The 19,510-nt window shown below is 64.6% G+C and carries 17 protein-coding genes, 1 tRNA gene and 2 pseudogenes; 9 read left to right on the forward strand and 11 right to left on the reverse strand.

Annotated features, from left to right (window positions below):
- Positions 1-37 precede the first annotated feature (37 nt).
- From H5J25_RS07515 to H5J25_RS07525, 3 genes are all read right to left on the reverse strand, one after another.
- Positions 38-703 carry a polysaccharide biosynthesis/export family protein gene (locus H5J25_RS07515; RefSeq protein ID WP_202095399.1) on the reverse strand — a complete coding sequence of 222 codons (666 nt, stop codon included), beginning with the start codon at positions 701-703 and terminating at the stop codon, positions 38-40.
- 119 nt (positions 704-822) lie between these two features.
- Positions 823-1,554 (reverse strand): metallophosphoesterase family protein, encoded by a 732-nt coding sequence (locus tag H5J25_RS07520; protein WP_225883422.1) that lies wholly within the window; start codon positions 1,552-1,554, stop codon positions 823-825.
- A gap of 107 nt (positions 1,555-1,661) precedes the next feature.
- Entirely contained in the window at positions 1,662-2,957 is a 1,296-nt protein-coding gene (locus H5J25_RS07525; RefSeq protein ID WP_225883423.1) for a nucleotide sugar dehydrogenase, read from the reverse strand.
- 86 nt (positions 2,958-3,043) lie between these two features.
- Here H5J25_RS07525 and H5J25_RS07530 point away from each other — a divergent pair, with 86 nt between their 5' ends.
- The 4 genes and pseudogenes from H5J25_RS07530 (at position 3,044) to H5J25_RS07545 (ending at position 7,198) form a co-directional block, all read left to right on the forward strand.
- Complete coding sequence (locus H5J25_RS07530) at positions 3,044-4,201, forward strand: nucleotidyltransferase domain-containing protein (RefSeq protein WP_202095401.1); 1,158 nt, start codon at positions 3,044-3,046, stop codon at positions 4,199-4,201.
- Between the two features lie 4 nt (positions 4,202-4,205).
- Positions 4,206-5,045 (forward strand): annotated as a pseudogene (gene fghA, locus H5J25_RS07535) (S-formylglutathione hydrolase); the annotation flags it as partial.
- 27 nt (positions 5,046-5,072) lie between these two features.
- Positions 5,073-6,305 carry an NAD(P)/FAD-dependent oxidoreductase gene (locus H5J25_RS07540; protein WP_202096125.1) on the forward strand — a complete coding sequence of 411 codons (1,233 nt, stop codon included), beginning with the start codon at positions 5,073-5,075 and terminating at the stop codon, positions 6,303-6,305.
- On the forward strand, positions 6,302-7,198 hold the full coding sequence (locus H5J25_RS07545; protein ID WP_202095402.1) for an ROK family protein: 897 nt from the start codon (positions 6,302-6,304) through the stop codon (positions 7,196-7,198). The genes H5J25_RS07540 and H5J25_RS07545 overlap by 4 nt, the downstream gene beginning before the upstream one ends.
- On the opposite strand, the gene dinB is transcribed toward H5J25_RS07545, so the two are convergent.
- Genes dinB through H5J25_RS07565 form a run of 4 tightly spaced genes read right to left on the reverse strand, consistent with a single transcriptional unit; the run spans position 7,193 to position 12,115 of the window.
- Positions 7,193-8,281 (reverse strand): DNA polymerase IV, encoded by a 1,089-nt coding sequence (gene dinB / locus H5J25_RS07550; protein WP_202095403.1) that lies wholly within the window; start codon positions 8,279-8,281, stop codon positions 7,193-7,195. The genes H5J25_RS07545 and dinB overlap by 6 nt on opposite strands.
- 35 nt (positions 8,282-8,316) lie before the next feature.
- Entirely contained in the window at positions 8,317-9,864 is a 1,548-nt protein-coding gene (locus H5J25_RS07555; protein WP_225883424.1) for a sensor histidine kinase, read from the reverse strand.
- Positions 9,861-10,562 (reverse strand): response regulator transcription factor, encoded by a 702-nt coding sequence (locus H5J25_RS07560; RefSeq protein ID WP_225883425.1) that lies wholly within the window; start codon positions 10,560-10,562, stop codon positions 9,861-9,863. Before H5J25_RS07560 ends, H5J25_RS07555 begins: the two co-directional genes overlap by 4 nt.
- An 11-nt stretch (positions 10,563-10,573) precedes the next feature.
- Positions 10,574-12,115, reverse strand: coding sequence for a DUF4153 domain-containing protein (locus tag H5J25_RS07565; protein WP_202095405.1), 1,542 nt, complete (start codon positions 12,113-12,115; stop codon positions 10,574-10,576).
- Positions 12,116-12,313: 198 nt separating this feature from the next.
- On the opposite strand from H5J25_RS07565, the gene H5J25_RS07570 reads away from it, so the two are divergent.
- The 3 genes from H5J25_RS07570 (at position 12,314) to H5J25_RS07580 (ending at position 13,610) form a co-directional block, all read left to right on the forward strand.
- A tRNA-Pro gene (locus H5J25_RS07570) sits at positions 12,314-12,390 on the forward strand.
- Positions 12,391-12,552: 162 nt separating this feature from the next.
- A complete protein-coding gene (gene pnuC, locus H5J25_RS07575) occupies positions 12,553-13,095 on the forward strand; it encodes a nicotinamide riboside transporter PnuC (protein ID WP_404829607.1) in 543 nt (180 codons plus the stop codon).
- Positions 13,092-13,610 (forward strand): AAA family ATPase, encoded by a 519-nt coding sequence (locus tag H5J25_RS07580; protein WP_202095407.1) that lies wholly within the window; start codon positions 13,092-13,094, stop codon positions 13,608-13,610. The genes pnuC and H5J25_RS07580 overlap by 4 nt, the downstream gene beginning before the upstream one ends.
- 28 nt (positions 13,611-13,638) lie before the next feature.
- On the opposite strand, the gene H5J25_RS07585 is transcribed toward H5J25_RS07580, so the two are convergent.
- The 4 genes from H5J25_RS07585 to H5J25_RS07600 form a co-directional block, all read right to left on the reverse strand.
- Complete coding sequence (locus H5J25_RS07585; RefSeq protein ID WP_404829593.1) at positions 13,639-13,938, reverse strand: UvrB/UvrC motif-containing protein; 300 nt, start codon at positions 13,936-13,938, stop codon at positions 13,639-13,641.
- Between the two features lie 24 nt (positions 13,939-13,962).
- A complete protein-coding gene (locus H5J25_RS07590) occupies positions 13,963-14,499 on the reverse strand; it encodes a redoxin domain-containing protein (RefSeq protein ID WP_202095408.1) in 537 nt (178 codons plus the stop codon).
- A 112-nt stretch (positions 14,500-14,611) separates the two neighbouring features.
- Complete coding sequence (locus tag H5J25_RS07595) at positions 14,612-15,565, reverse strand: CsgG/HfaB family protein (protein WP_202095409.1); 954 nt, start codon at positions 15,563-15,565, stop codon at positions 14,612-14,614.
- Positions 15,566-15,764: 199 nt separating this feature from the next.
- A complete protein-coding gene (locus H5J25_RS07600) occupies positions 15,765-16,634 on the reverse strand; it encodes a class I SAM-dependent methyltransferase (RefSeq protein ID WP_202095410.1) in 870 nt (289 codons plus the stop codon).
- Positions 16,635-16,886: 252 nt separating this feature from the next.
- On the opposite strand from H5J25_RS07600, the gene lepA reads away from it, so the two are divergent.
- Together lepA and modA are read left to right on the forward strand one after the other, a co-directional pair.
- On the forward strand, positions 16,887-18,710 hold the full coding sequence (gene lepA / locus H5J25_RS07605; protein WP_202095411.1) for a translation elongation factor 4: 1,824 nt from the start codon (positions 16,887-16,889) through the stop codon (positions 18,708-18,710).
- 32 nt (positions 18,711-18,742) lie between these two features.
- Positions 18,743-19,505 (forward strand): annotated as a pseudogene (modA, locus tag H5J25_RS07610) (molybdate ABC transporter substrate-binding protein).
- Positions 19,506-19,510 lie beyond the last annotated feature (5 nt).

A 19,510-nucleotide genomic window follows, 5' to 3' on the forward strand; every position in this document is an offset into this window, starting at 1 on the left:
TAAAGGAAGTCCTAGAGTCTAAATCAGAATTCGAAGGTCAGAAGGCGAGGAACAGCGTCGTCAGCGGCAGGGCCTGCAACACGTCGCGCTGCGCCTTCTTGATCGCCGATCCGTCCACGACGACGGTGTCGCCCGGATAGATTTGCGGATCCTCCTCGATCCCGCGCCGGATGCGGGTCAGGTCGAAGGCCGCGGCCATGCGCTTGCCGTCGATCGTCCGGAATATCGCCACGCGCTTAGGATTGGCCAGGTCGTCCGTACCGCGCGCCAACGCCACCGCCTGGATCAGGGTGAGGGAGCCGACGGCAGGGAAGATGCCCGGTTGACGCACCGATCCGTCCACCGTGACGACGCGGCTTGCCGATTCCTTCAGCGTGACCGTGACGTTCGGGTTACGCAGATATTTCTCGCCAAGCTTGCGTTCGATGACTCCCGCAAGCTGTCCGGTGCTCAGCCCGACCGCGTCCAGCCGGCCGACGAGCGGCATGGTGATGCGTCCGCTTTGATCGACGGCGTAATCGCGGCTGATGTCGGCGACCTGAAATACACTGACGGTGATCGTATCCAATGGAGCAAGCTTGTACAGATCGTCCGCGGCAGCAACTTTCGGCGCATCCGGCGTTCCGAAATTACTTACATTATACGGAATTGCCCCGCCACGGCTGCCGGCACAGGCGGCCAGCTGCAAAGCCAGACCAACCACAGTGATCGGGACAATCAATCTGCGCCACGTCATACCAAATAGCCCTGCAATCACGTCGCATCCTACCCGATGCGGGTCTAACTCTTACAATCAACGGTCTCGTGTCGCAACCCGTGCGCCTATCGGGCGGTCGTCATAAAGCGGAGATCGGTGCCTTCGATCACCGCCGCGGTAAGTATTCCAGTACGATATGCGCCGGTGTCGATACCGATCCGGTTCGCCCGCCGCTCGACCCCTTCGCTGATCGTGTGACCGTGAACGACCATGCACCCGTGGTCGTGCCCGTCGGACAGGAATGGCTGTCTGATCCAGCGTAGATCCTGCGGCTGCTGTTCCTCGATCTTGACGCCCGGCCGAATACCGGCGTGAACGAACAGATAGTCGCCGAAGCCGAACGTATCGCCCATATCCTGGAGAAAGCGGATATGAGCCGGCGGCATGGCGGCGCGCAATGCTTCGGCGACGCGATCCTCGTTCATCGCCTGTAGCGCGCTGGCTGATACGCCGTAGCTCTCGGCGCAGGCATCGCCGCCAAAGCCCAGCCAGTCATAAGCGAGGTGCGGCTCGGCATTTAGGACACGGAGCAGCACTTCCTCATGATTACCCATCAGGAACAAGGTCTTGGCGGGAAAAGATCCAAGCGAGAGAAGGCGTTCGATGACGCCGGCCGAATCCGGGCCGCGATCGATCAGGTCGCCCAGGAAACACAGGCCGATCGTCGGGAGCGGGCGAGCGATGATATCGTCCTCGATCTGGCCCAATAAATCATCGACCAGGTCGAGCCGGCCGTGAATGTCGCCGACTGCATAGACACGCTGTCCCTCCGGCCCCGCATAGTCCGGTGCCGCCATATTCGCCGAGATTTTACGAAACAGATTCTTGAACAAACGGACCTCGACCACAACGCACACATACTGGCGGCGGGTTTGCTCGCCTCGCCATGATGTAGGTGCGGCGCTTACAGCGTCCATACCCGTATGTCGCCCGGTACGTTTCCGGAAGCCGCCAGCGCGTTCTTCAGATCGACGATGCCGCCTTCCGGTGCGACCATCGCGGTGAAGCGTCCGAAGCCGGCCAGCAGTTCCTGATGCGGTACGGCCAAGATGACGAGATCGTACGGGCCTTCGGGCGTGTCGAGAAGGTCGATGCCATATTCGTGCTGCGCTTCGGGCGCAGAGACGAGCGGGTCGTGGACGTCGACCGTGTGGCCCAGCCCTGCAAAGGCGGCGACCAATTCGGCGACCTTGGAGTTCCGCAAATCGGGCACGTCCTGCTTGAAGGCGAGGCCGAGCACCAGAACGCGGCCGGCGCGTGCGCCGTTCCAGGCGTGGACCTGCTCCGCCACCCAGTTCGCCATGCCGTCATTGGTGTCACGACCGGCGAGGATGATGCGCGGATCGCAGCCCAGTTCCGTGGCGCGGTGCGCGAGGTAATAGGGGTCCACGCCGATACAGTGCCCGCCGACGAGGCCAGGTTCGAACTTCAGGAAGTTCCATTTCGTGCCGGCGGCGGCGAGGACGTCGTAGACCGACAGGTCCATCCGCGCGAAGATCTGCGTGATCTCGTTCACGAACGCGATGTTGATGTCGCGCTGCGCGTTTTCGATCACTTTCGCCGCTTCCGCCGCCTTGATCGAGGCGGCGCGGAATACGCCGCCGGTCGTCACCTGGCCGTACAGTTGGGCCACCTGGTCCAGCACCTCCGGCGTCTGTCCGGATACGACCTTCGTGATGCGATCGACGGTATGTTCGCGGTCGCCGGGATTGATCCGTTCGGGCGAGTAGCCGAGGAAGAAATCCTCCCCGCAAACTAGCCCGCTTATCCGCTCGAGTTCGGGACCGCACATGTCTTCGGTGACGCCGGGATAGACGGTGCTTTCATAAACGACGATCGATTTCCGGCCCGCTTTCAACATGCCCCCGACGGTTCGTGTTGCGGCCATGACGATCGACAGATCGGGCTTGTTGTCCGCATCGACCGGAGTCGGGACGGTGACGATGTAGAAATCGGCATCGGGGCATTCGGCGGGATCGGTAGTCAGGCGAAGCGTCGAAGCGGTGAGGCGGTCGCGATCGATTTCGCCGGTCCGGTCATGACCGTCGTGCAGTTCCGCGATGCGCCCTGAATCGACGTCCAGGCCCCATGTCGCGGCGGACCTGGCGAGCGCGACGGCGAGCGGCAACCCGACATATCCGAGTCCGACCACTACGACATTCTTGCCTTCGGCCATTACCGGCGTCCTTAACTTATCCATTTCCGGCCCCTTTACCGGGAAAGTGACATACGGCAAGCGGCGGGCGAACGCTTGCGCGGGCGCGCAGGGCGCTACATTACGGTCCCATGCGCGACACGGACGATCATCAGGAACGCGACAAACGCGCGTTTCGGTACGTCGCGGCGGTCTGTGGCAGGGTCGCGTCGGACCAGCCGGTGGCTGCGCTCGATCCGGCGGACCCGGCCGCGATTTTCGCGATGGTGCGCCGGCATCGCATCTCGACGCGCGCTATCGCAGTACTGGGAATTGCGCTTCGCGATCGGGATCCGGTGCTATCCGAACGGTTGACGGTACGGGCGCGCGATCGCGGCTTCGCGGCTCTCGGCAGGACCGACCGGATGGTGACGATATCGCAGCGGCTCGCCGCCGCAAACATCCGGCATTTGGGCGTCAAGGGGCCGGTACTGGCGCAACAGATCTACGGCGATGTCGGTGCGCGGGACAGCAAGGACCTCGACCTGCTGGTCGATCCCGCCGCGATCGGCGATGCTGCGGCGATCCTCGGCTCGATAGGCTTTATCGAAACCGGCACCGAGACGGGCAGGGGCGATACGGAAGCGGACAACAAGCACCGGACGTTTTTCGGTCACGGCGTGGAGGTGGAGATGCATACCCGCCTGCTGGACGTCGAGGCGCTGCTTCCGCTGTCGTTCGAAGCGGTATGGGCGCGGCGCGAGACGGTGATGCTGGGGGCCGTCGCCGTCCCCGCGCTGTCGATGGCCGATACGTTTCTATATCTCTGCGCGCACGGAGCGCAGCACCTGTGGTTCCGGCTGAAATGGCTTGAGGATATCGCGCGTATCGTGACGCTGCCCGCATATCCGGAGATCGCACCACAGGCGATCGCGCGGGCGCGGGAAACCGGGGCAGAGGGGATCTTCATCAGCGCGATCGACCTTGTCGACCATGTGTTCGGCATAGCCGGGACGGTCCCGATCGCGGACCGGCGTGCGGGACACGGAATAGTAAGGCTTTCGCTGAAGGCGCTGGTCGCGCCTGCCGAACATGCTTCTGCTCCGCCGATCGGTTCGATTTTGCAAAAGGTGCCCGTGCAGTTCACGATGGCGCGCAGCTGGCGATATCGTCGCGACCTGATCAAGCTGCTGGTTCTGGCGCCCCGGACCTTCGACGCGAACGGTTTGCCGCCGGGATTGGGCTGGCTGCGTTTACCGTTGCGCCCGTTCATGTTGCTGCGCGATCGCCTGCGTCGCGAACGATCCTGAGGAGATGGACGTGATATCCGAAAAATCGCTCGATCTGGTCGAATCGCATCAGGCCTATGGCGGCACGCAAGGCGTGTACCGGCATTCGTCGCGGTCGACCGGCACCGACATGATCTTCTCTGTCTTCGTGCCGCCGCACGAGGACGGCGCGACATTGCCGGTCCTCTGGTATCTGTCGGGCCTGACCTGCACGCATGCAAACGTCACGGACAAGGGCGATTATCGCCGCGCTTGTGCCGAGAATGGCGTGATCTTCGTCGCGCCGGATACCTCACCGCGGGGTGACGACGTGCCGGACGACGATGCGTACGATTTCGGGAAGGGCGCCGGCTTTTACGTCGATGCGACGGAAGCGCCGTGGGCGACGAACTTTCGCATGCGATCCTATGTCGAGCAGGAATTGCCGGAGGTGATCGCTGCGGCGTTCCCCGTGGCGGATATGACGCGGCACGGGATCACCGGCCATTCGATGGGTGGCCACGGCGCGCTGACGATCGGTTTGCGGAATCCAGACCGGTTCAGGTCGATCTCGGCTTTCGCGCCGATCGTATCACCGCTGAATTGCGCCTGGGGTGAGAAGGCGCTGACGGGGTATCTCGGCGCCGATCGCTACGCATGGCGGGCATATGATGCATGCGCCCTGATCGAGGACGGCGCCCGCGTGGCGGCTTTGCTCGTCGATCAGGGTGATGCGGACCAGTTCCTGAGCGAACAATTGAAACCGGAATTACTCAAAGCGGCATGCGACACGGCGGGTATCGACCTGACGCTACGGATGCAGCCGGGATACGATCACAGCTATTATTTCATCTCGACGTTCATGGCGGATCACGTCAAGTGGCATGCGGAGCGGCTTGGGAGCGGGGGGCAGATGAACCGATACGACGTGGTGATCGTAGGGGCGGGCCATGCCGGCGCGCAGGCGGCGATCGCATTGCGCCAAGCCAAGTTCACCGGCAGCATCGCGGTGATCGGCGACGAGCCAGACCTGCCATACGAACGCCCCCCGCTGTCGAAAGATTATCTTGCCGGCGAGAAGCCGTTCGAGCGGTTGTTGATCCGCCCTGCCGCGTTCTGGACCGAGCGCGATGTCGTCATGCTGCTTGGGCAACGGGTGACAGCGGTCGATGCGGAAGCACATACCGTATCGATCGGCGCGGACGCCATCGGATACGGCCATCTGATCTGGGCGGGAGGTGGCAGTCCGCGTCGGCTGACGTGCGACGGGCATCACTATTCCGGCGTCCATTCCGTCCGAACGCGGGCCGACGTCGATGCGATGATGGGCGAACTCGCCGCGACACGACAGGTCGTGGTGATCGGCGGCGGGTATATCGGGCTCGAGGCGGCGGCGGTGCTGACGAAGCTCGGCAAGCACGTGACCGTGCTGGAGGCGCAGGATCGGGTTCTGGCGCGTGTGGCGGGCGAGCCATTGTCCCGTTTCTATGAGGCGGAACATCGGGCGCACGGTGTCGATGTGCGGCTTGGCGTGATGGTCGCGGCCATCGAAGGGGAGGGGGAACGCGTCACCGGCGTGCGCCTGATCGACGACGAGATCGTGCCCGCGGATATGGTGATCGTCGGCATCGGCATCGTGCCCGAGGTCGCGGCGTTGATCGCGGCGGGCGCGGAAGGCGGGAACGGCGTGAATGTCGATCGTCATTGCCGCACGAGCCTGCCCGACGTCTTCGCGGTCGGCGATTGCGCATTCCACGCCAACGATTTCGCCGATGGTGCGCCGATCCGGCTGGAGTCGGTGCAGAATGCCAACGATCAGGCGACGTGCGCGGCGAAGATGATCGTCGCCGGCGATACCGATGAACCGCAGCCCTATCATGCCGTCCCCTGGTTCTGGTCGAACCAGTACGACCTGAAGTTGCAGACGGTCGGGCTGTCGATCGGCTATGATCAGACCGTGCTGCGCGGCGATCCGGCACAGCGCAGTTTTTCGCTGGTCTATCTGCGCGGCGGTCACGTCATCGCGCTGGATTGCGTCAATGCGACGCGGGATTACGTGCAGGGGCGGTCGCTGGTGCTGGCGGGATCTTCACCCGATCCGGCGCGCCTGGCGGATACGAACGAAGTGCTGAAGGAGCTGGTGTGAGCGCGCCACTGATCGCGGGAGTCGAACTGGGTGGGACGAAGTGCAACTGCATCCTCGCCACCGGGCCGGACGATATACGCGACGAGGTGCGCATTCCGACGACGACACCGGAGCAAACCTTGTCGGCAATCGAGCAGGTGCTGGATCGCTGGAAGGGGTTCGATGCGCTTGGAATCGGCAGCTTCGGGCCGGTGTCGATCGACGGTGATTCAGGCACCTATGGCTTCATCACCGCTACGCCCAAGGCGGGGTGGACGAACACCGACGTCGCGGTGCGGCTGTCCTCGCGCATGGGCGTTCCGACCGGGTTCAACAGTGACGTGGCGGGCGCGGCGCTGGGTGAGGGCAAGTGGGGCGCGGCGCAGGGCTTGGCCGACCACGCCTATATCACGGTCGGCACCGGTGTGGGCGTTGGCCTCGTCATGCGCGGGGAGCCGACCAGCGGGATGACGCATCCGGAACTTGGCCACCTCCGCACCACGCGGGTGGCGGGCGACGACTGGCCTGGGATCTGCACGTTCCATGGCGACTGCGTGGAGGGAATGGCGTCGGGGCCCGCGATCGAACGGCGTACCGGGATACCGGCACCCGACGTGCCGACGGACCATTCCGCATGGGCGAATGTCGCGCATACGCTGGCGCAATTGCTGCACACCCTGGTCCTGACGGGCATCCCGCGCCGCGTCGTGATGGGGGGCGGGGTGATGACCGGGATGCCGCACCTGCTCCCGATGATCCGCACCCGGCTGGTCGAGAGCCTGGGCGGATATGGCGCATCGGGCGATATCGCTCCGGTGGAAGCCTATGTCGTTCCGGCGGCCTTGGGAAACAGCGCAGGCCCGTTGGGGGCGATCGTGCTGGGACGGCGGGCGCTGGGCCTGGATAGGCTATAGCGGCAAAGCGGGCTGATCGACGGCTTCGATCTCGTCCTCGTCCGAAATACCCGACAGGGTCAGGCCAAGCAGCCGGATGCCGCTGTCCACCGGCAATTGCGTCTCCAGCAGGCCGATTCCGGCCGCAAGGAAGGCGGCCTTGTCGGCCACGGGCGCGGAAAAGGATCGCGCCCGCGTGATGGTGTGGAAATCGGAATAGCGCATCTTCAGCGTTACCGTCCGTCCTCGCACGCGATGGCGATCGATCCGGACCCACGCCGCATCCGCCACCCGGTCGAGTTGCGCGACGAGGTCCTCACGGTCCGAATAGTCGCGATCGAACGTGCGTTCCGCGCCGACAGACTTGCTCGCGCGGTTGACGCGCACGGGGCGGTTGTCCACGCCCCGCGCGGCATTGAACAGATATTCTGCGCTGCTGCGGAAGTTGGCGCGCAACATGTCGATCGATTGCGCGCGCAGGTCGGCCCCGGTCAGGATGCCGAGCCGCTCCATCCTGGCCGCGGTGACCGGTCCGACGCCGTGGAACCGGCGGACCGGCAGGCTCGCGACGAACGCCGCGCCTTTGTGCGGCGGGATCACGCACAGCCCGTCCGGCTTGTTCTGATCGGACGCCAGTTTGGCGATGAACTTGTTGTAGGACACGCCGGCCGATGCGGTGAGCCCGGTATCCGCCTTGATCCGTGCGCGGATTTCCTCGGCGATCGCGCGCGCGGACCCGAGTTCGCGAATGTCCTGGGTGACGTCCAGATAGGCTTCGTCCAGCGATAATGGTTCGATGAGATCCGTATAATCGGCGAAGATCGCCCGGATCTGCCGGCTGACCGCCTGATAGACGTCGAAGCGCGGGGATACGAAGACCAGATCCGGGCAGCGCCGTGACGCGGTAACGGACGGCATGGCGGACTTCACCCCGAACGTCCGCGCCTCATAACTGGCGGCGGCGACCACGCCGCGCGCCTTCGACCCGCCGACCGCGACCGGACGGCCCCTGAGACTGGGATTGTCGCGCTGTTCGACGCTCGCGTAGAACGCGTCCATGTCGACATGGATGACCTTGCGCTGGGGAGACTCGGTCTGGGACATTTCGGGAACATCATAGGCGTAAGGCGCTGCCGGTACTAGGCTTTCGCGAGCGTGACCTCGAAACAGGCGCCGCGATTTGAACGGCCGAGCACGATCGTGCCGCCCGATGTCGCGAGCAGCGAACGGATGATGGGCAGGCCTAGACCGGTGCCGTTGTCGGCGCGCCGGGTGGTGAAAAAGGGTTCGAAGATCCGGTCGCGGTCGGCCGGCGGGATGCCCGGACCGTCATCCGATACGGTGATACCGACAACGCCGTCGTCGCTGGCTACCGCGATGTCGGCGCGGCTCGACCCCGCCTGACGGCTGTTGTCCAGCAGCGTTCCAATTACGGTTTCGAGCGTGGCTTCGGTCGACCGTACGAGGCAATGCGGCGCCGCGGACAGAATGACGTCAAAGCCGGGCGCGCGGTATGCGTCCGCGATCCGGGCCAATACCGGGCCGATGGGGGTCACCGCATTGGCGTCGCCAGCGGTCATGTCGGCACGGGCAAGGTCGAGCAGGCGCGTGACCAACAGGCTCAGCCGCCCCGCATCGGCATCGGCATTGGCGAGGAAGCGGGCGCGCTCGTCCTCGCTCATCTCGTCGCCGTGGTCGGCGAGCAGTTCGAGCACGCCCTTGATGCCCGCCAGCGGCGTCTTGAATTCGTGGCTGACGGCATGCGCGAAGTCGCGGAGGTAGCGGGACCGGTGGTCGATCGCGACCGCCATCGCGGCGAAGTCGGCATAGAGGCCCTGTATCTCGATCGTCGCGGTCTGCGGGATCGGGGGGATGTTGCCGCGTCCGGTAGCCACTTCGCGCGTGGCGGCTCCCAGCGCCTCGATCGGCCGGGCGATCCCGCGCGACAACAGCCCGCTGAGGACGATCAACAGCGAAAAGATGGCCACTACGCCGATCGCGATCTTCCCCCGATCCTCGTACATGCCGCGAAACAGGGCACGGGCCGAGCGGGACAGCAGCAGGACGCCGACCACGCGGCCGTCGGCGACGATCGGCCGGGCGAGGTGCACGCGGATCGTTGCGGCGCGCGAGAGCCATTCGAACGCATAGGTCGCGCGGTACTCGGCATTACGGCGCAGCACCGTCATCGGTCGTCCGGCGAGCGCGGCGCTCACCTCGGGCAGAGCGGCATAGCTGAACCCCGCAGTGTCCCCGCTGACGGCGCGGCCTTTCGAGTCGAGCAGCAGGATGGCGGCCAGCGTGGTGCGGCGGGTGTTGGCTATGACCGGCAGTATGCGGGCGCTCGCGGCCTGTGCTTCGCGATCGACGGGCGTCGCCGGTCCGACGGGATCGGGGCGTTCGGGCAGCACAGGGGTGGCGTTCAGGTCGATGCGCGGCAGTTCGGGGCGGAAATCGGTCGGCGACGGCATGACGGGAACCGCGCCTGGCCAGGACGCGGCGGCCGAGGCGGACAGCGCCGCCCCTTGCGCGATCAACTCCGCCTCGGTCTGGCGGACGAGGGTGTTCTCATAAACGCGGAGGAATACCGCCCCGAAGCCGGGCAGTGCGGCGACTAGAAAGAGCGTGGCGAACAGCAACGTGCGCAGCCGGAGGCGGGGCCAGTGCGCCTTCAGCCATGATTTCATCCGCCGCAACAGGCACCTAGACGATAGCCGATGCCCGCGCGCGTCTCGATCAGGTCCACGCCGCCGGCTTCCGCGAATTTGTGGCGCAGGTTGCGGATGTGGCTGTCGATCGTGCGGTCGGTGACGGCGAAGCCGGGGCCGTGCAGCCGGTCGATGATCGCGTCGCGGCTGAACACCTTGGCGGGCATCGACGCGAGCGTGCGCAAGATCGAGAATTCGGTGACGGTCAGCGGAACGTCCGTCCCCGCCCAGCTTGCGCGCCAGCCGTCCGTGTCGAGCGACAGATGATTGTGCGCGATGCCAGCGCCTGACCGTTCAACCTCTGGCGGGCGACCCGCGGTGCGGCGGAGAATCGCCATCACCCGCGCGACGACTTCGCGCGGAGAGAAGGGTTTGACGACATAATCGTCCGCGCCGAGTTCGATGCCGAGCACGCGATCGATCTCGTCGTCTCGCGAGGAGAGGAACAGGATCGGCGTGTCGCCGGCCGCACGGAGGCGGCGGCAGACTTCGAGCCCGTCCATCCGGGGCATGTTGATGTCGAGCACGACCAGATCGGGCGCGCTGCGCTCCACCGCCGCCAGCGCCGCCTCCCCGTCGGTCGCCTCGATCGTGTCGAGACCGGCCTTGCCGAGCGCGAAGACGAGCAACTGACGGATATGCGCGTCGTCATCCACGACCAGGATCGTTTTGGGCATGGGGCATTGGATCATTGTTCGGTAGCCGAGGTCAACGGGGCGGTCGTCTGTACGGCTGCGGGGGGCGGGGGCGGCGCGGGCGGCGGCGGGATGATCGTGCCGTCGCAGGATCGGCCAACGCTTGATCCGCGGGACTTGAGCCGGGTGGGCCCGAGCAGGCGTTTCGCCGTTTCGAGCCGCCGGGCACCGCGCCATGTAGCTAGCTTCGGAGTGGATTGGGCGAAGGACAACTTGTCGTAAGCTTGCTCGCGAACGAAGGCGACGCGGTCCTTGAATGCGGCCCCCGTCGCGCGACGCTCCAGCGCGATCAGCGGCAGCAATGCGGACGGGCCGAGTTCGCGAAGGTAGCAAAGGTCGAGATGCTTTCCCGTCCGGGCGTGCCGCACGTTCCAGTCCGCCGCGCCCGCGCCCAGATCGACCACGCTGGCCGTCGTCAGGACGATCGTCGCGGCGAGCGCGTTGGCGTTGATCAGCCACGCGCTGCTGCGGTTGGCGAGTAGTCGCCAGCAGATCAGCGCCAGCCCGGTCGCCACCAGTCCCATCCATGCCAGCGCCGATATCCGCAGCACGGTCAGCATCGAGGTCTCGATATAGTCCAGCACGCGCAGGACGCTGGAGGCGACGAGAATGAAGTTCTGCGCCACCCATATCACGAGCAAGCGACGGACGACTGGGCTACGCGCCGCCGCGCTGTCTGGCCGGAGTGCGATCAGGACGAAGAGCCCGGCCAGAATGGCTGTCGCGATCAATGTGTAGGCGCCGCGATGGACGTATTCGACCGTCGAGACGCCCTTCGGCAACTCCGCGCCGCTCCACAGGAATGCGAGGTCGAGACCGTTCTGCAACGCGAAGACGAGGTTGAACGCGATCAGCGACAGGATGAGCGTGCCAACCGGAAGGTCGGTGATCCGGGGCGCTGGCCGTAGCAGCGGCAGGCGCGTGGCACGCGGGTGGGGACGCAGGCTCGGCCAGACGACAAACATGACGAAGACCCACAGCAGTGCGTGAAACAGGAGTATGGCGAAGGACGGAAGTTCCAGCCGAGCGAGCGCGGCACCGATCAGCGGATTGGCGCCGGCGAACAGGGTGAAAAACAGCACGCTGCCGATGACCGGAATGACGAGTGTTTTTGCGATCGCAGGCACATCGAGCCGTCCGGCTGGCCGCCTGACGCTCGCCAGCCGGCGGATGTCGCGAAACGGTGTGACGATGCCGCAGACGATGTGCAGCACCAGCCGCTGGGTCCAGCGCCATGCATCGTCGAAGCGATGGCGCGTCAGCAAGGCGGCAAGCGAAAGCGACGTCCAGAACATCGTCCAAGCCAGCAGGCTTGGATCCTCCAGCAGGATTACGGCGAAGCTTACGGCCGCGACCGATGCGGCGAGTCCGGCGCGGTGCCGGAACGGTTTTACCGTCATGAGCAGGACGATCGACCATGCGACCGCAAAGATGCCCGGTATCGCGCCCCATCCGTCGAACGCCAGCGTGTCGGCCAACGCGATCAATACTATGATCGCGGCGACTTTCGCGCCGAACCCATGTCTTGTCGTCATCACGCCGTTCCTTCCCGATCCGATACGGGCGGTATGGCGCGGCGTCGTGCGGGGCTGGCCGGGTTGGCCGTGTCGCTTCGGTGCGGGGTATGTGCAGTTCCGGTGCAGCGCGCCGGTTGCGCAGCGAAATGAGGTACGCCGCTACTTTTGACTTGATCGCACCGGGACGGACAGCTAGGCGCTCCCCCTGCAATGTGTCGGGGCGTGGCGCAGTCTGGTAGCGCACTGGTCTCGGGGTCCAGGGGTCGTAGGTTCAGATCCTATCGCCCCGACCATTGCAGCGATATCCCCGATATCGCACCGAACGGCCGCCCGACGCCGTTACCCCGTAAAATAGCCTATGCGCATCGCCGGTCGCCCGGCCCACCCGTTTTGTACGTCTTGCTGCTCGACGTTCGGGGCGGCTTTGCTATGGGCAAGCGGTGTTCTCTTTAGAAGTGCTTGCCTCCCTGTTGATCGTCGCCAACGTCGTGCTCGTCGCACGGCGCAGCATCTGGAACTATGCGTTCGCGATCGCCGGTACCGCGATCTACGGCTGGGTGTTCTTCGAGGCCCGACTGTATAGCGACACGGGGCTGCAACTGTTTTTCGTCATCGTGAACCTCTATGGCTGGCGTCAATGGTCGCACGGGATCGCCACGGCGGGGGAAGTCCGGGTCGGGCGATTGAGCGCGGCGGCGCGGGGCGGCTGGCTTTTCGGGATAGCTTTCGCGACTTTGGCGTGGGGGACACTGATGCACCGGCTTACCGATGCATCCTTTCCCTTCGTCGATGCGGGGATCGCCATGACGAGTGTCGCGGCGCAGATATTGCTGTCGCGGCAGAAACTGGAAAACTGGGTGCTGTGGATCGCGGTCGATATCGTCGCGATCGGCCTGTATGCCGCCAAGGGCCTGTGGCCGACGACCATCCTCTACATTCTGTTGCTGGCGATATCGGTGTGGGGGTTGCTGGATTGGCGAAGATCGGAAGTTCAATGATACGTACGATCTGCCTTCATGGGCCTGAAAGCACCGGAAAATCGACGCTCGCGCCGCGATTGGCACGGGCGTTGGGGGGCGCGGTGGTGGATGAGTATGGCCGCACCTTCGCAGAGGCGAATGGCCTGGAATTCACTATGAACGATCTCGTGACGATCGCCGAAACGCACGACGGTATCACGCGCGCGATGGCCGCGGGCGGGATCGATCCGCTGATCCTGGATACCGATCCGCTGATGACGGCGGTGTGGGCGGACATGCTGTTCGGGAAGCGGGACCCGTGGTTCGATGCGTGGACGGGCACGGCCGACCTGTATCTACTGCTGGATATCGACCTGCCCTGGGTCGAGGATGGCACGCGGATGTTCGGATCCGTCGACGATCGGCGGCGCTTCTTCGACCTGTCGAGGGCGGAACTGGAACGGCGAGGTGTCGCCTGGGCATTAGTCGCGGGGCAGGGGGACGCCCGGTTCGCCAATGCGATGGCGGCGGTGAAGGCGGCCGGTCTGGCCTGACACTAAACGTCGCCGGTTCGGTCGCGAATTAGTCGCGTTTGCGTGGCCGGGTGATGCCGCTGGTCATCAGGTCAGGCTTCGGCGGGGGTTTCCAACCTGGGGGCGGGGTCACGCGCTGACGGCTGGTCCCGATGCCCATCTTGCCGGGTTGCTGGCGGGTCAGCCCGCTTGGATCGATCGGGCCGGTATCCGCATCGGCGGCCTGGCCTCGCATTATGCTGATCCTGTCGCGAAGCGACGCCGCGAGCGCGAAATCCTGCGCATCGGCGGCGGCCTCCATCGCGAGGCGTACATCTTCGATCGTCTCGGCCATTCGCGCATAACGCACGAATGGCCGGGTCGGATGCGCCCCTTACTTGTGGGCGAGCTTGTATTTGCGCACAGCGTCCAGCGTGCCCTCGACATGACCGGCCGGGCTCATCTGGCTGAGAACGTAGATGATCTTGCCGTTGGGCGCGATGACGTAGCTGGTGCGATCGGTCCAGCCGGCCTTGGCCGCAAGCGACACGTTATAACCGGAAACGACCGCCGGGGTCGCTGCGCCGACCGGGAATTTGTCGCGGCATTCGGATTTGGAGAATTCCGCGATGCGTTCGACATTGCCGCCGGTCAGGCCGATCAACGTCGCGCCGTTCTTCTGGAACTCGGCAGCGGCCTCGGCAAAGGCATGCGCCTCGACGGTGCAGCCGCTGGTGAAGGCGGCCGGGAAGAAATAGAGCACTACGGGCCCCTTCTTCAGCGCCGATTTGAGCGCGAAATCGAACATCTTGCCGCCGCGTGCCGCCTTGGTGACGATGTCGGGCGCAGTGGCGCCGACCGGAAGCGCTGCCGACGCGGCACCGCCGATGAAAAGGGCGGCGCAGGCGGCGAGAAGGGAAAGGCGCTTCATGGCAGGTCTCCGGGTGTGAAAACCTACCCTATACTGCGCGGGGGGCGGCGGGAAGGGGCCGGGCGATCGATACCCGGCCCCTCTTTCGCAAGGCTTTCCGCGGCTTGCTCGTTCAGCGCGAGGGCGCGAGCTTCGAATTCAGCACCCAGCCGACATTGTCGTTCTCGTCGGCGACTTCCCACCACATGCCGGCCTGCTTGCCGGTCGGGTAGACGATCGATCCGACGGGGAGCGTCCGCATCACCCGGCCGGTCGCGGCGGCGGTGGTGCGCATCGCGACCGGGCCCTGCGCGGTGAAGGTCTTGGCCGGGGCCGCTTCCGCCGTGCCCGCATCGCCCGGATTGACCAGGCCGAGGCTGGTGACCATTTTCGTATAGGCCTGGATGAAGGACAGCGTCACCATGCGGCCGATATCGGTATTGTCGTAGCCGCCGCCGACCGCGCCGCCGACCGCGAAGAAGCCGCCCGCGCCGAACGACAGGTTGTTCTTCACCGCATAGCCTTCCTCGACCGCGATCGTTTCCGTCGTGCGCACGTTGGTCAGCGAAAGAACGGTGTTCGCCTCCATCTTCTTGCTCTTCAACCCACCGAGCAGCCCGCCGACGCGCCCGCCGAGCAGGCCACCGACACCGCCCGCAATGCCGCTGCCGCTGACATTGCTGTTCGCGCCGGCGATTTCCGCGACCAGGACGTAGTCCGCCGCCTTGATTTGCCCCTGGCCGACGTTCGAGCGGCGTTGCAGCCCCAGATTGCCGCCGATGTTGCGCTCGAGCTGCGCCGCGTTCAGCCCCGAACCGCGATCGACCAGATTGAAGCAGCCCGAACGCTGCACCAGCGCGCGGAGCAGCTTCTGCGGCGGCGCGAGGCTGTTCTGCGTCCAGCCCGAGGGATCGTCGCCATCGACAATCGACAGCGTGCCGAGCTTGCGCGTGCAGCGGGGGACATCGTTCTGCGCCGCCTCCTGCATGCGCTGCCCGCCGGATTTCCTGGCCTGCGCCTGTGCCGCGACGGGCGTGCCGGCGATCACGGCAAGCGCGGTCGCCAGCTGAACGGTCGTTTTCAACATCTTGCATCCCCCTGTTCGATTCGGTGCTGCAACAATAAGGGATGCAGCCGCCGTCGAATATGGGGAATGCAGGTAACTCGGCTTTACCCGCAATGGGTTTCGGAACGCAAAACCAGCCCGCGCCGGAACTCCCCAACGGTGACTTTGCCGATCATCACTGCAGGACTGGCCGTGACAATTTTGACATCGAAGCCTCGCGTCAGGCCGCAACGGCAAGCGGCAGAATAACTTTAGGGGGCAGAAACTGGTCCATATCCATCGTGGGATGAGGATATTGGAACCGGTTTACGGCCATCGGTAGCACAAAGCCTTCCGGTGCGTCCGGCATGAAATAGTTGCCCTCATACTGGTTCGGGTCGGTACGGGAGTCATGGGCCGCATAGGCAGTGCCGATCGGTGCGTACTTCAGATCCAGACCGAAAACCGCGTACATCGCCATATCGACGAAACTCATGTACTTCACGGCACCGCGCAGATGAGTATCCTGCGCAATTATAGCGCATAGCCGTTGTTGTATGAACGACAACGACGCCATGTCGCGAACGACCTGCTCGAAGTTGTGGGATCCATCGTGATGGATGACGTACTTATCGCTGCGTTCGTCCAGAACGTGGCGAACATAAGACGGCAGGTCGCCATGGAAAAGCCGGACGCGCCCGATCGACTCGGGATAGAGCCGCCGGATCCGTTCATATGCGAAGAGTAGATGCGGAAGATGAGTATCGATCAGGTCCAGATCGAAATGGAAATGTTCGATACAGCCCGCGATCACGCTCGACGCCCCGCCCATATAGACGCCGACTTCGACGACGCGACCGAATTCGCCGTTGAGATCGCGTAGGGTTTGTACCAGGTCGAAATAATATTTCGCTGAGCATTGATCTTCGCAGTCGAGCTCGATCGTGCTGGACCGATCCGCTATCAAATCGAAGAATCGGTTGCGACCCTTGAATTCCTGCGCGTTTGGCAGCGCGCGATATCCGGAATTGATCTTTACGCCGAGGTGCGTCGCGAGATCGGAGATCGCTTCGAGTGATGGGTCGGGTGAAACGAAGGTGCCGAGGATCATGGTGCATCCTTACTGGGCCGAATGGAGCACTGTCCGACACCAATTGTAGCTTGCGGTTCGGCCAGCGCGGCCACTGCTCCATCACTGTATAGGTGATGGCAGGCGCGCCGGGTCGGATCCGGCGATTTTTGCCTGCTGCCATGTCGAACGTCACGCCCGTGCGACCGATCAGCGACATGCGTCCCGCCTTTGGCATCGGCAACGATCGGTGCTAACGGCGCGCATCCCGTTTTCGAAGGTTCATCCCTGCCTGTGTCCACGCCGCTCGCACTCATTCGTAATTTTTCGATCATCGCTCATATCGATCATGGCAAGTCGACGCTTGCCGATCGCCTGATCCAGGAGACGGGCGGGCTGTCCGCGCGGGAGATGTCGGAGCAGGTGCTCGACAATATGGACATCGAGAAGGAGCGCGGCATCACCATCAAGGCGCAGACGGTGCGCCTGGCCTACACGGCGGATGATGGTCAGACGTATACGCTGAACCTGATGGATACGCCGGGTCACGTCGACTTCGCATATGAAGTGTCGCGGTCGCTGGCGGCGTGTGAGGGTGCGTTGCTGGTCGTCGATGCGGCGCAGGGCGTCGAGGCGCAGACGCTCGCCAACGTCTATCAGTCGATCGAGCATGATCATGAGATCGTGCCCGTCATCAACAAGATCGACTTGCCCGCCGCCGACGCCGAGAAGGTCAAGGCGGAGATCGAGGAAGTGATCGGGCTGGACGCGTCGCAGGCGGTGCTGACCTCGGCCAAATCGGGCATCGGCATTCGCGAGGTGCTGGAGGCGGTCGTCACGCGCATTCCGCCGCCGAAGGGCGATCCCGATGCGCCGTTGAAGGCGATGCTGGTCGACAGCTGGTACGATCCGTATCTCGGCGTCGTCATCCTCGTCCGCGTCGTGGCGGGGACCCTGAAAAAGGGTCAGGCAATCAAGTTCATGGCGACCGGTACGCAGCATCTGATCGATCGGGTCGGCTGTTTCCGGCCCCGGATCGAACAGCTGACCGAGCTGGGCGTCGGCGAGATCGGCTTCATCACCGCGCAGATCAAGGAGGTCGCGCAGACCCGCGTCGGCGACACGATCACCGATGTGAAGCGTCCCGCCACCGAGGCTTTGCCGGGCTTCAAGGAAGTGCAGCCGGTGGTGTTCTGCGGGCTGTTCCCGGTCGATGCCAACGACTTCGAGAAACTGCGTGAGAGCATTTCCAAGCTGCGGCTGAACGATGCCTCCTTCTCGTTCGAGATGGAGACGAGCGCTGCATTGGGTTTCGGCTTCCGCTGCGGGTTCCTGGGGCTGCTGCATCTGGAGATCATCCAGGAGCGGCTGACGCGCGAATACGATCTCGACCTGATCACGACCGCGCCGTCGGTGGTGTACGAGATCGAGCTGACGCATCCCGACCCCGCCGGCACGACGCATATCGAACTGCACAACCCGGCCGATATGCCGGAACCCAACAAGATCGCGGTGATCAGCGAGCCGTGGATCGAGGCGGTCATCTATGTGCCGGACGAATATCTCGGGTCGATCCTGAAGCTGTGCCAGGATCGTCGCGGTATCCAGAAGAACCTGACCTATGTCGGCGGTCGTGCGCAGGCGACGTACGAATTGCCGCTGAACGAAGTGGTGTTCGATTTCTACGACCGGCTGAAATCGCTGTCCAAGGGCTATGCCAGCTTCGACTATAACCAGATCGGCTACCGTGAGGGCGATCTCGTCAAGATGAGCATTCTGGTCAACGAAGAGCCGGTCGATGCACTGTCGATGATCGTCCACCGCGGAACGGCGGAAGTGCGCGGTCGCGGGATGGTCGAACGGCTGAAGGAACTGATCCCGCGCCATCTGTTCAAGATCCCGATCCAGGCGGCGATCGGCGGCAAGGTGATCGCGCGCGAGACGATCAGCGCGATGCGCAAGGACGTGACCGCGAAATGCTATGGCGGCGACGCCAGCCGCAAGCGCAAGCTGCTGGACAAGCAGAAGAAGGGCAAGCTGAAGATGCGCGAATATGGCAGCGTCAGCATTCCGCAGGAGGCGTTCATCGCGGCCCTGCGGATGGGTGACGACGGCTGACGCGCTTCGCGGGTGGGGGTGTAGGGATGCGGATGATCCGGATGATCGGCGGTATGCTGGCGCTGTTGTGCCTGACGCCCGGGATCGCGTCGGCGCAGGCGCAACCGCCGCTGGTGCTGGCTGCGGCGAGCCTGCAGGAATCGATGACCGCCGCCGCTGCCGTCTGGGCGAAGAAGGGGCACCCCAGGCCGGTTATCTCCTTCGCGGCGTCTTCGGCGTTGGCGCGGCAAGTGTTGGCGGGCGGCGCGGCGGACCTGTTCGTATCGGCGGACGAGGAATGGATGGACGCGCTGGCGGCGAAACGGCTGATCGTCGCCGGAACGCGGAGCGATTTCCTCGGCAACCGGCTGGTCGTGATCGAACCGCGCGAGCGACGTTCGCGGATCCCGCTGCGCCCGGCGGCCGCGCTGGCGCGCGTGCTTGGCGGTGGTGCGCTGGCAATGGCGGATACGAGCGGCGTTCCGGCGGGAAAATACGGCAAGGCCGCGCTGGAGCGGCTCGGCGCATGGCCAGCGGTCGCGCCGCGGGTCGTGCAGGCGGAGAATGTCCGCGCGGCCTTGGCACTGGTCGAGCGGGGCGCGGCGCCGTTCGGGATCGTCTATGCCACCGATGCGCGGGCGTCGCACGCCGTGCGCGTGGCGGGCGTCTTCCCACAGGCCAGCCATCCGCCGATCGTCTATCCCATCGCGCGGCTGGCAAAATCGACCAACGCGGGGGGGGGAGGCCTTCCGCCGGTTCCTCGTGTCGCGCGAAGGCAAGGCGATTTTCGTGAAGTTCGGCTTCTCCGCGCGGTGACGGGC

It is taken from the genome of Sphingomonas aliaeris (assembly GCF_016743815.1).
Taxonomy (GTDB): Bacteria; Pseudomonadota; Alphaproteobacteria; order Sphingomonadales; family Sphingomonadaceae; genus Sphingomonas; species Sphingomonas aliaeris.

Bases quoted from the DNA above. Each gene is read 5' to 3' on its own strand.
- H5J25_RS07520 (WP_225883422.1), bottom strand. From the start codon at position 1,554: ATGGCGGCACCGGACTATGCGGGGCCGGAGGGACAGCGTGTCTATGCA.
- H5J25_RS07525 (WP_225883423.1), bottom strand. From the start codon at position 2,957: ATGGATAAGTTAAGGACGCCGGTAATGGCCGAAGGCAAGAATGTCGTA.
- H5J25_RS07530 (WP_202095401.1), top strand. From the start codon at position 3,044: ATGCGCGACACGGACGATCATCAGGAACGCGACAAACGCGCGTTTCGG.
- H5J25_RS07540 (WP_202096125.1), top strand. From the start codon at position 5,073: ATGAACCGATACGACGTGGTGATCGTAGGGGCGGGCCATGCCGGCGCG.
- dinB (WP_202095403.1), bottom strand. From the start codon at position 8,281: ATGTCCCAGACCGAGTCTCCCCAGCGCAAGGTCATCCATGTCGACATG.
- H5J25_RS07555 (WP_225883424.1), bottom strand. From the start codon at position 9,864: ATGAAATCATGGCTGAAGGCGCACTGGCCCCGCCTCCGGCTGCGCACG.
- H5J25_RS07560 (WP_225883425.1), bottom strand. From the start codon at position 10,562: ATGCCCAAAACGATCCTGGTCGTGGATGACGACGCGCATATCCGTCAG.
- H5J25_RS07565 (WP_202095405.1), bottom strand. From the start codon at position 12,115: ATGACGACAAGACATGGGTTCGGCGCGAAAGTCGCCGCGATCATAGTA.
- H5J25_RS07580 (WP_202095407.1), top strand. From the start codon at position 13,092: ATGATACGTACGATCTGCCTTCATGGGCCTGAAAGCACCGGAAAATCG.
- H5J25_RS07590 (WP_202095408.1), bottom strand. From the start codon at position 14,499: ATGAAGCGCCTTTCCCTTCTCGCCGCCTGCGCCGCCCTTTTCATCGGC.
- H5J25_RS07595 (WP_202095409.1), bottom strand. From the start codon at position 15,565: ATGTTGAAAACGACCGTTCAGCTGGCGACCGCGCTTGCCGTGATCGCC.
- H5J25_RS07600 (WP_202095410.1), bottom strand. From the start codon at position 16,634: ATGATCCTCGGCACCTTCGTTTCACCCGACCCATCACTCGAAGCGATC.